6 protein-coding genes and 1 tRNA gene are annotated in these 12,031 nt (G+C 55.1%); 1 reads left to right on the forward strand and 6 read right to left on the reverse strand.

Features of this window, described 5'->3' with window-relative positions; translation table 11 throughout:
• The 3 genes from JE47_RS0109980 to JE47_RS0109990 form a co-directional block, all read right to left on the reverse strand.
• Entirely contained in the window at window positions 1–2,589 is a 2,589-nt protein-coding gene (locus JE47_RS0109980) for a serine/threonine-protein kinase (protein WP_031459616.1), read from the reverse strand.
• A 626-nt stretch (window positions 2,590–3,215) separates the two neighbouring features.
• Entirely contained in the window at window positions 3,216–3,983 is a 768-nt protein-coding gene (locus JE47_RS0109985) for a lamin tail domain-containing protein (protein ID WP_031459617.1), read from the reverse strand.
• A 48-nt stretch (window positions 3,984–4,031) separates the two neighbouring features.
• Complete coding sequence (locus tag JE47_RS0109990) at window positions 4,032–6,524, reverse strand: mannose-1-phosphate guanyltransferase (RefSeq protein WP_031459618.1); 2,493 nt, start codon at window positions 6,522–6,524, stop codon at window positions 4,032–4,034.
• Window positions 6,525–6,675: 151 nt separating this feature from the next.
• Between JE47_RS0109990 and JE47_RS0109995 the strand changes: the two genes are divergently transcribed.
• Window positions 6,676–6,759, forward strand: a tRNA-Leu gene (locus tag JE47_RS0109995).
• Between the two features lie 26 nt (window positions 6,760–6,785).
• Here JE47_RS0109995 and JE47_RS20495 read toward each other — a convergent pair.
• From JE47_RS20495 to ppdK, 3 genes are all read right to left on the reverse strand, one after another.
• Window positions 6,786–8,429: a S1 RNA-binding domain-containing protein gene (locus JE47_RS20495; RefSeq protein ID WP_035419302.1), complete on the reverse strand. Its 1,644-nt coding sequence runs from the start codon at window positions 8,427–8,429 to the stop codon at window positions 6,786–6,788.
• Window positions 8,426–9,931 (reverse strand): acyl-CoA synthetase, encoded by a 1,506-nt coding sequence (locus tag JE47_RS0110005; RefSeq protein WP_031459619.1) that lies wholly within the window; start codon window positions 9,929–9,931, stop codon window positions 8,426–8,428. The genes JE47_RS20495 and JE47_RS0110005 overlap by 4 nt, the downstream gene beginning before the upstream one ends.
• 162 nt (window positions 9,932–10,093) lie before the next feature.
• A partial coding sequence (ppdK, locus tag JE47_RS0110010; RefSeq protein WP_031459620.1) for a pyruvate, phosphate dikinase occupies window positions 10,094–12,031 on the reverse strand: 1,938 nt, incomplete at its 5' end.

Below are 12,031 nucleotides of genomic sequence, written 5' to 3' on the forward strand. Positions count from 1 at the left end.
TTAACCTGATACACGATTAATGGCTTCGTCGATACCAGGGTATTCAGGACTCATCTGTTTAAGTGTTTGATATGTTGTGAGGGCTTCGTCCCATCGTCTCTGTTCTTCGTAGGTACGACCAAGACCAAAGTACGCACTGAGATAGTCGGGATCGAGTTCAATGGCCCGCTTAAACATCGGTTCGGCCTTCTGGTAACGGTCACTGAGAAAGAGACTCCAGCCGAGGCCGTTAAAAATCTCTGCTTCCTGATCATTAAGCTGAAGTGCTTTTTCAAATACTTCTATCGACTCAGCGTAACGTTCTTGGTATTGGAGAATCCAACCGAGGCCATTATATGCAAGACTAGCGTAGTCGTCGAGCTTGATAGCCGTGCGATAAGCGATTTCGGCTTGTTGATACAGTTGATTTTGTACATTCTGATCGGTGGCATCGTATCCGGCAAACAGGCTGGCTTCTCCTAAAAAGAAATGCGCGATTGCTGAGGATGGATTTAGTTCAACTGCCTGTTTGAAATAGTCAATGGCTGTTTGTGTATCACCCTGATCAAAGGCGACTCGTCCTAGACCGAGCAAGGCATCACTATCGTTGGGATGTTGTTTGCGAGCTTGCTCAAAGGCGCGTTTGGCTTCATCGAGCTGATTATCAAAGTACGCGATCCAACCCAGTCCTGTGCGAGCCGGACTAAAGGCAGGATCGAGTTGCAACGCAGCGTTGTATTCATTACGCGCCGTGGCTCGATCGTTCGTCGAAAGATAGATGTTTGCCAGCTCATAGTGGAAGAAAGCCAGCGTTGGGTAAGCGTCAATGGCAGCTTCAAGACTGCTGATAGCCTGTTCGAGCACTGCCGAATCGTTACGCAGTTTGTAGTCCTGGGCAAAAGCCCAGCCCAGAAGTGCACGGATGAATGCCTGTGTCAACGGATCACTCTGGTTGAGACGGTCTTCGGCATCACCAATCGCGGCAAATGCCTCGTCCATCAGGGCATTATTCCGACTATCGGCAGCATTCGTTGCGACCACTGCTGCGCGTAAGGCATAACCAATCGCGGCGGTTGGATCGGCAGCGATAGCACGTTGACTTGCCGTGCGCGCCTCCACAATATTCCCCAATTGAAAGTAGGCGTAACCACTAATACCTTCGCCAATTGCTCTGTCAGAGCCACTGTTGGCATTGCGTAACGACTCCGTTGCCTTTAGCGCTGTATCCCAATCACCTTGCGCCAGTAAAGCCCATGCCAGGCGGGCATGCGCCTTCATATTAGCCGGATCGGCGTCGACTGCTGACCGATAGGCTGTGATGGCACTAGTCAATCCATTTGGGCGAGCCAGCGCGGCGTCGCCTTCATTTATGAGCGTTTCATCGGGTTGTGTGATAACCGTTGGCGACGGCGGCGACGAAGGGCGAAAAAGGAAGAAGGCAGTCAGGCCACCTCCAATCAAAACGACACTGGCGATGAGACCGATAAGAATGAGGCCAACCGGTACCCCTTTTCTAGGGGTTTGGAGTGGCGCTGTCGGAACGTTAAGCGGGTTTGGTGTTGGTGGGGTAACGCTGTATGGATGGGCTGCTGGTGCCGCTGGTGTTTGAACGTAGACGGGTGGTGGGGTGGCAGGCGCGGTTGGTGCATACGCGGGTGGTGGGGTGGCAAGCGCGGTTGGTGCATACGCGGGTGGTGGGGTTGGTTGGCCTGAGATGGCAGCAGCCGGCATCCCGCGCTGTGGCGTTAAGGGGCGGCTCAATTCTTGTTCGCTCAAGCCGACGGCCTGCCGCAATGCGGCAACCATTTCGCCAGCCGAGGCAAAGCGGGCTTCGGGCTTACGCGCCAGTGCACGCATGATAACATCTTCAACCGCTGGCGGTAGATCGCCACGAATGTCACGGGGTGGAATAGGGGCATGAACGAGACGTGCAGCCAGCATTGCCATCGGGGTCTCGGCTTTGAAGGGAAATGCCCCGGTGAGCAGCTCGTAGAGCATCACCCCCAGGGCATAAATATCAGTTGGCGGACCAACGTTAGGCAACCCCTGTGCCTGTTCAGGGGACATATATTCAGGGGTTCCCATCACCGTCCCAGCGATGGTTAAACCACTGCTACTGCTGCCGATACCACGTGCCAGGCCGAAGTCGGTCAGATAAATCCAACCGTCGTCGGTAATCATCACGTTCGAGGGTTTAATATCACGGTGAATAATGCCTTGCCGATGGGCGTAATCGAGTGCTTCACCAACCTGAGCCAGGATATGCGCAGCCCGTTTTACCGGCAATGCACCTTCTTGTTGAAGCAACTGTTTGAGCGTGCGCCCTTGAATGAACTTCATGGCGATATAGTGGTATCCAGCCACTTCACCAACTTCATAAATGGGCATAATGTGGGGGTGCTCTAAACGGGCAGCACTGCGCGCCTCTTGTCGAAAACGAGCAACATAGCTCTGATCGCTGGTCAACTCTGGCGGCAGAATCTTCAACGCGACAATACGATCAAGATCGGTCTGGCGTGCTTTGTAAACAACAGCCATCCCACCACGTCCTAGTTCAGCAATGATCTCAAACCGGCCAAGCGTTTGACCAACAAGGGATAGTTCACTCATAATATTTCCTGCCTCGCCTAGAGTGTGTATGAAAAGCAATTCTCTTGCCGACCTCTAGCCCGTATGCCGAGATGAGTGGGTATAACCATCGGACGTTATGGCGGGGCGTACTGCCATGTGATCCTACCATCACCGTATCTGGCGATGAGCAGGGAGAACCATCGTACACTGCATAAGCATACGTTGGCAGGCGCGTTTGGAATCTGCCCCTGCCAGTGCGGTGGTGGGCACGATGGACGAGACACGTCGCTCTCTCGCCGCTGGCACACCCGCTCATAAGTGAGCCAACGGGGTAGGTGTAGACGACTATCGGCACAGAAAGATACAAGCCTCTTCTCACTTCTGACTCCTAGTCCGTGTTCCCCATAGATCGGTGCAGGCTACGGACGCTCTCTCAGAGTGTGTCTGAACATATTCCTGGGTCCTAGAAGCGCGGGCCTCTGGCTCACGTCCTACCGTGAGCAGTTACTATACTCCGTAGGTCGCGACTCACGGCGCGGCAGCCTTCTCCTTTCCTTCCGGCTGACCCCCTCTGCTTCTACAAGGGAAGAGGAAGGAGAAGAACAACCAGCGACACAAAAGGTTTTTTCGACACCCTCTCAGACACATCAAAGCCCGGCTTCAATTCATGATGTACCGGCTGCATACGTATAACGACTGATTAGGTTGCCGTTTGCATCACGTAAGACGGCGCTGTCGGTAGTATTGTTCCAAATAGGCTGTCGTGAACCCCAGTATACGTTATACGCATCATCGATTCCGGCCTTCGTCCACACTTTCACTTCGGCGCCACCGGCAAGGGTAAAGGCAGGGAAGGTGTACGTGCGTTGGCTCCCTTCATCAACCAGTGTCCAGCCAGTAAGGTCAACCGGTTCGTGAGACTGATTGGTGATAACGACAAATTCACCTTCCAGATCGCTACCAGGCGGATCGTATTCAATGTATGTGATACTTACGTTGGGAGGTTCTGCAACCAGTCGTTCAATCTCGGTAATCGACCCAGCTACCTCTTCGGTCAAGAGTTCGGCAATATCTTCCTCGACCGGCTCGCCATCTGCCTGGCCAGCGGGTGATGGCGACGATGAAGCGAGCGCTTCTGGGGTAATGATCACAGTCAGATGTTGTTCAGGTTCGGGGTGACGGGTTGGAGGGAGTGCGGAAGGTTCATTTGCCCAGTGGTTGATCTCTTGCTCGGCAATGCGCGCAAAATCACCAGGCAGGCTGGCAAATCCACGGCTCAGCTCATACAATGCTCGTTCCATATGCGTGCGACTCTGGGCTGGAAGGAGACCGAGTGGCAGCCGCAGCAGCCCAAGGCCAAATCGACCAACTTGAACGGCTGTCTGTTCAATCGTATCGTACAGTGGATCGTTGTGGGATGAGCGGGTAGACATAGTACCCTCCTCCAAACAATTATCGTTACGGTCGCCAATCGACCGCTTTCACTGCAAACTTGTCACCAGACCGGCATATTTCTCGGTCAAGACGCGGGCATGCTCTTCACTGGTACCTTCTGCAATCACATGAAAGAACGGCCCATCAGGGTCGGGTAAGATCAGCACCCATTCCTGGCCCAATTCGATCTTGATACCGTCAATCTGCTCGCCATGTCGCTCGTGGTATTGTTGATTGAGGATTCGCATCACCTTGCCCTTGCTCTCCCACCGGCATGGGACACGGGTTTGCCAGAGGTAATAAGGTGGTAGATCGGCCAATACCTCGCTGAGTCTGGTTTGGTTAAGGGTAAGCAGCTCCATCAGCCGGGCAATCGCAAACATTCCATCGGCAACGGGGTAGAAATGTGGGAAGATATAGTTGCCCGTCCCATCACCGAGCAGGAGGAGATCAGGGCGTTCGGCGGCCAGATTCATCAACGCACCGACATTGGCGCGGGTACGGATAATACTCCCACCGTAGCGGGCAGCGATCTGCTCAAACGCCCGTGGTGCAGTCACCGGTACGGCCACAATCCCACCGCCATTGGCGCGCATTGCCAGTGCCGTGATGGCTGCCAATGCGCGTAGCGGATGCAACCGGTGCCCCTGATCGTCAATCAGGAAAATTTTCTCGCCACCGGGATCGAGCCGTACCCCAAATTGCGCACCAACGACCGGCGTAATCTTGGTCAACCGGGTCATTGCTGCCTCAAAGTCAGCACTTGTCTGAAAGACCATGCGTTCATCGAGGTAGACATTCAACTCCACTGCATCAGCCTGCATGCGACGCAAAATTTCAGCCATGACCGTGCTGGTGCTGGTGTTTGCGTAGTCGATTACGATAGGGAAGCCTTTGCCAAAGGCGGCATTTTGTCCCAGGGCTTTCATAAATGCCGCCCGATATGTCTCTTCAACATCTTCCCCATAGAAAATACGACCGATCTCATCGAGGTAGGCCCGGCGGTAATCTTCACGGAAAAACGTGTTCTCAATTTTTCGTTCGGTAGCACTGTTGATGTCGAGACCGAGATGGTTGAAGAACTTAATTTCAGCAACCCGATTGTCGAAGGGCGAGATACGCACATGAACACCACCAGCCGCACCACTGGCGTAAGTATAGTAGCGGGCAATCGGAATCGGGACATTACGCAGGTCACAGACGTTGATCCCGGCCGAGGGCAAACCGGCGATGATAGCCCGTTTGAGCATACGAGGCGTAAAGTGGGCGTCACGGTTAATGGTAACGGTTGAGCCGCGAGGGAGAGTAGCACCGTAAGCTGCACCCAGGCGGGCACACATTTCGGGTGTAATCTCGATGTTGACCAGGCCGGTGATCCCGTAGCGCCCGAATAGCACACGCCGACCCTGACTGCCCCAAATAATACTGGACGTGACCGTCGCGCCTTCATCAACTTCTTTTGAAGGCCAGATTTTGACATTCGGCTGCACAACGGCTCCGGCACCGATTTGTACGCCGTCACCGATTACAGCCCCTTCAAAAATCATTGCCCGTGAACGGATATTGCACTGACGCAAGACAATCGCGCCGCGTAGCTCGGCTCGTTCGCCGATGTAGGAATTGCGCCAAATGATCGAGCGGTCGATGTTGGCCCGGCTATCAACGATGGTGTAATCGCGGATGACCGATGGCCCATGAATGATTACCCCACCCTTAATCTTGGCGCCATGACCGAGATAAATAGGGCCGTGCAGTTGAGCGTCAGGGGCAATTTCAGCATCGCGATCAATCCAGATGTCGCCACCGATATTGTGACCGATACGCGGCAGATTCACCTTTCCAGACAGATAATCGCTACACGCCCGCATGTATTCCTCGATGGTACCAACATCCGTCCAATATCCGTTGGCAATATATCCGTAAAGACGGTCGTTACGGTGCAGCATGCGCGGAAAGACATCTTTTGACCAGTCGGTGACTTTGCCGCGTTCGATATAGCTAAAAATTTCAGGATTGAAAACGTAGATACCTGTATTGACCGTATCTGAGAAGACCTCACCCCAGCTCGGTTTTTCAAGTAATTGGCGGATGCGCCCCTGTTCATCGGTAATGATGACGCCATAGTCAAGCGGATTGGCCACGCGAGTCAGGGTAATTGTGGCGGTTGCGCCAGACGCAATGTGATATTCAATGATTTGCGTGAGGTTGAAATCGGTTAGCGCATCACCAGAAATGACCAAAAATGGTTCTGTTAGCAGATGTTCAGCATTTTTGACACTACCGGCGGTACCGAGGGGCACTTCTTCAAGAGAGTATGTAATATTAACACCATACGCACTGCCATCGCCGTAGTAATCCTGGATCACATTAGCCAGGTACTGCACGGTAATGATAATATCGGTAATTCCGTGCAGTTTGAGCAATTCAATAATATGCTGCATCACCGGTCGATCGACCAGTGATACCATCGGCTTGGGGCGATTGATCGTGAGCGGTCGCAGGCGAGTGCCCTCGCCGCCGGCCATCACAACAGCTTTCATGGCGGCTCCTGCAAACTGTCGATACCGCGACGACAACCAGGCTGCGCGGCGGAGGGGCGGGATACCACAACAGCACCCTCAGTATATCATGGTACGAACCTGCCCGGCAACCTCTTGCCGAAAATGTTCTCTCGTGTTATACTCGCCGAGGGGGGACGTGGCGGAATGGCAGACGCGCATGACTTAGGATCATGTGCCGCAAGGCGTGTGGGTTCAACTCCCACCGTCCCCACCACCTGAGCACCGTGTAGCGTATCTATGCTACACGGTTTTTTGCTGTAGTTCGGTATACAGGCTCAATGCGATTCGACGCCGTTCATTATCAATACTGAGAATTACCCCCTGCACCTCGCGACCAGGGACAAACTTTTGCGGCAACGGTTGTTGATCGGGTGGAATGTGGCTGATATGAGCAAGACCCTGCACGCCGGGTACTAGTTCGATAAATAAACCAAAGCCGGTGATCCCGGTAACGATGCCCTTTACCTGCATACCAACCGTAAACCGTTGGCTAACGTCACGCCATGGATCAGGACTGAGCCGACGGATGCTCAGGTTGACACGGAGACGTTCTTCATCAATGTCGGTAATCATCGCCCGTACTATCTGGCCGGGTTGAAGCGCCTGGCGAGCATCACCGAGCCAGCGCCAGTCAATTTCCCCGACGTGGACGAAGCCCTCAACACCGCTCACGTCAATCACGGCACCGTAGCGTAGCACTCGCAGAACGGTACCTTCGACCACTTGTTCAATGCTCAGTTGTGCCAACCGTTTTCGGCGTTGTTGCAGGCGTTCGTTGTCTAACGTTGGCAGCACAATAGTCGGTACTTGACGATCCTGGTCGGTTGTGGTCGATGTCGCCGAGGTCTGACGGAGCGCAGTTAGACAGCGGGTCGCATGGTGACGAATTTCGGCACTGGGATCATGAGCGGCGATATGGCTCATCAGTGGTATACTCTGCTCGTCGTGCCATTCAGCCAGAATGCTCAACAACTTCTTAATCAGTGCGCGATTTTGTACTGTTGCCCGCTCAAGAACGTTGCGTAAGGCGGGTGCCGCAGGCCGGTAATCGACAGTATGGAAAAAGCGAATGACCTCGTTGAGCAAGTGGCTGCCTTCTTCGTTGAGTAATGGGATGAGCGCTGGTGCGGCTTCGACGGCATGCAGTTGGATCAGAGTCCGCACTGCAAGAGTACGTAATCCGACGACATAACAGGCAATTTCGATGAGTAATGGAACGGCGCTGCGAGCCTGCAAACGGGCGAGCGATTGCATTGCAACGCTAGCGGCACGGCTAGGAATGTGTTGTTGAGTTGTATGCTGGGCAATACATTCTTCCAGAAACCTGAGTAAGCCGGGAATGGCAGCCGACACATGAAGCAGACCGGCTGCTTCAGCCGCCGCAATGCGTATGACCAGATGGGGGCTGTTTAGAAAATCGGGGATCACGCTTGCCAGCGTGTGGTCACCGAGGCGCGCCAGTGCCACAATTGCCGCAGCGACAATTGGTGGTTCAGGGTCATCAAGACATGCGCTAATCTGGTCTCGGGCATCGCTAACAAGTCGTCGGCCTAGCGTGCGGATAGCCGCTGCTGCCACGAATGTCTTTGGATCGTCGATGGCGGCCAGCAGCGTATCGATAACCATCGGTGAGAGCGGTTTCTGACTGTAGCCGATTGCTTCAGCCGCAACTTCACGCACCATTGGGCGCGGATGCGTCAGGGCAGGAAGCACCAGATCGGGATCAACATTGAGGTTGACCAACCGGCTAGCAGCTCGTGCCCGTACCAGTTGGTCACGAGAATGGATTGCTCGCGCCAGCTCTTCGAGTTGGTCGGTCATTAGCTCACTAAGCCGTTTGCGGTCATTGGCCGTATCACCTTCGTAATCATCGAGATGACTCATAGGCTGCTCTCGTGGTATGATGCCTCACCGGCGAGCAAATGGCGCTGAACTTTGCCAAGAGCATTGCGCGGGAGCGCACTGACAAAGCGAATGCGCCGTGGTCGTTTGTATGCAGCCAGATACTGCCGACAGTGTGCGATGAGTTCATCAGCCGTGACCGGTTGCTCATTCGTTACCACCGCGGCCACCGGTATTTCGCCCAAATCGGGATCGGGCTGACCGTACACGGCGCATTCGACAACTGCCGGATGTTGAGCGAGGACTTCTTCGACCTCACGGGGATAGATGTTGAAGCCGCCACTGATAATCAGCTCGTGGCTACGGCCGGTGATGTGGAAGTAGCCATCGTCGTCGACGAAACCTAGATCACCGGTGTTGAACCAGCCATCAGCCGTGAAGACAGCAGCAGTTGCTGTTGGGTTGCGCCAATACCCTTGAAACAGATGCGGTCCACGGACCTGAATCTCGCCGATCTGACCTGCCGGTAACGGTTGACCGGTCACGCGATCAACGATGCGCGCCTCTTGACCGGGAAACGGCATACCAACGCTGCCAGGCCGTCGTTCGCCATTGTACGGGTTGGTCAGGTTCATTCCTGTCTCGGTCATGCCGTAGCGTTCAAGAATTGGCTGACCGAAGAGCGCGGCAAAATCGGCAAATGTTTGCGGGCTGAGTGGTGCCGATCCCGATACAAAGAGGCGGATATGGTGTTGTGGAACCCTAGCGCGTCGGGCAGCTTCGATCAGGCGCACGTACATCGTCGGTACCCCGAAAAAGAGGGTAATTGCCGGATCGTTCATCCGCTGGAGGGCAACTTCAGCATCAAAACGAGCGTGTAATTCAAGACTGGCACCGCTGCGGATGGTACCGTGCACTCCCACACCCAAACCATGAACATGGAAAAGAGGCAGCATGAGCAGCAAACGATCAGCTTCCGTCCACTGCCAGGCGTTAAGCACGGCATCACAATTGGCTGTCAGGCTGGCATGAGTGTGTACTGCCCCTTTTGCCCGACCGGTCGTACCCGATGTGTAAGCGATCAGTGCCATCTCGTGGGCCGCTGGCGGGTCGAACGACGTGGGGTCGGTCATCGGTGCACCACACAACTCTGCCGACGGCTTCAGCACATAAGGCCGGTTGGCCGGCATTGCTGCGCTCAAGATGGCTTCATTATCATCGGTTGCTACCACAATTGTTGGCGCCGAATCGCTCAACAGATGGTTCAGCTCGGTGTGTCGATACTGCGGATTGATCAGCACAACTGCGGCACCAGCCAGTTGCGCGCCGAAGTAAGCGGCAATAAAAGCAGGGGTATTCGGTAGGGCCAGCGCGATGCGGTCGCCGCGCTGAACACCGAGCGCCTGAAAGCGTGCGGCCCAACCGGCTGCCGCTCCGGCCAGTTCGGCATAGGTGATGGTATGTTGATCCTCGACAATGCACGGTCGATCAGGCATACGCCTGGCATAGTGTAACAGGGTAGCAATAATCGGCAACGATGACATGACACTCTCCGCAGAAGTGTAAACCTTCCGGCAATACCGATGTACTAGCGTTGTATTGCATTATAGCCAGCCTGATACCGTTCTTGAGTTACAAGATCACGACGAACGGCGAAGCTCTCACGAGCCTCGCCGTTCGATCAGCGAGCGGATCAGAGGATGTTCTTACTTATCGCGCTTGGCCTCGCCGAGTGCAGCCTGGGCGGCAGCCAGGCGGGCGATCGGTACACGGTAGGGCGAACAACTGACATAATTAAGCCCAACCCGATGGAAGAACTCAACGCTGGCCGGATCGCCACCGTGTTCTCCACAAATCCCCACCTTAAGGTTGGATCGGGTGGATCGTCCTCGTTCAGTACCGATCTGTACCAACTGCCCCACGCCCTGCTGATCAATTGTTTGGAACGGATCGTCTGGGATCAGTTTCTTCTCGACATAGAGCGGCAGGAAGCGTCCTGAGTCATCGCGCGAGAGACCAAGCGTGGTTTGCGTCAGGTCATTCGTACCGAAGCTGAAGAATTCGGCAACCTGAGCAATTTCATCGGCCACCAGAGCTGCACGCGGCAATTCGATCATTGTACCGACCAGGTACGGCACTTCGATCCCGGTTTCGGCAAAAACTTCGCTGGCGACGCGCCGGACAATCTCCTCTTGCAGCTTCAGTTCGCTTACGTAGCCAACCAGCGGGATCATCACTTCGGGGTAGACGTCGATCCCTTCTGATTTCACCTTTACCGCTGCCTTGAAGATGGCTCGGGCCTGCATTTCGGTGATTTCGGGGTAGAGGATGCCCAGACGGCAGCCACGGAAGCCCAGCATCGGGTTGGCTTCGCGCAAGCTTTCCACGCGGGCCTTGATCTTCTTCGGATCAACGCCGAGTTTGGTCGCCAGTGCCTCAATCTCTTCGTCGTCGTGGGGCAAGAACTCGTGGAGCGGCGGATCAAGGGTGCGGATCGTCACCGGTAGTCCGGCCATTTCGCGGAACAGACCCTCGAAGTCGCCCTGCTGAAGTGGTTCGATCTTGGCCAGTGCCGCTCGCCGCTCTTCAGGGGTATCGGCGAGGATCATCTCGCGCATTGCATCAATGCGATCACCTTCAAAAAACATATGCTCAGCGCGGCAAAGACCAATCCCTTCGGCACCGAATTGACGTGCAACACGTGCGTCGCGTGGAATATCGGCGTTGGCGCGTACACCGAGCTTACGGAACTCATCGGCCCACGACATCAGGGTCGCAAAGTCGCCGGAGAGTTCTGGCTCGACCGTCGGCATCTGGCCCGCGAAGACTTCACCACTTCCACCATCGATCGTAATCCAGTCGCCCTTGCGAATAACGGTACCGTTGACCGTCATCATCTGTTCGGCGTAGTTGATCCGCAGATCGCCGGCGCCGGCCACACACGGTTTGCCCATCCCACGAGCGACAACCGCAGCATGTGAGGTCATCCCACCACGTGCTGTCAGAATGGCCTGGGCAGCCACCATACCATGGAAGTCTTCCGGCGCCGTCTCGATCCGTACCAGAATGACCTTTTCACCAGTCTTGGCCAGTTCTTCGGCTTCATCGGGATCAAACACAGCTTTGCCGGATGCTGCACCAGGTGACGCTGGTAAACCAACGGTCAACGGCTGCGCATCTTTACGCGCAGCGGGATCAATCATGGGGTGGAGTAATTGATCAAGCGCGTGCGGATCAACCCGTTGTACAGCCGTTGCCTTATCGATCAACCCTTCGCGCACCATATCGACCGCGATCTTCACAGCGGCGGCGCCGGTGCGTTTGCCGGTGCGGGTTTGAAGCATCCACAGCTTACCGCGCTCGATGGTAAACTCAACGTCCTGCATGTCTTTGTAGTGGCGTTCAAGCTGCTTGGCAATCTCGTGGAACTGGGCGTACACCTCTGGCATCTCTTGCGCCAGTTTGCTAATAGGCTGTGGTGTGCGGATACCGGCCACCACGTCTTCACCCTGGGCGTTCACCAAGTATTCGCCGAAGATTTCGGGGTCGCCGGTACTGGGATTGCGGGTAAAGGCCACACCGGTTGCCGAGTCGTTCCCCATATTGCCGAAGACCATGGCCTGAACGTTGACAGCCGTACCTAG

Origin of the sequence: Chloroflexus sp. MS-G (assembly GCF_000735195.1) — a bacterium.
Classification (GTDB): Bacteria; Chloroflexota; Chloroflexia; order Chloroflexales; family Chloroflexaceae; genus Chloroflexus.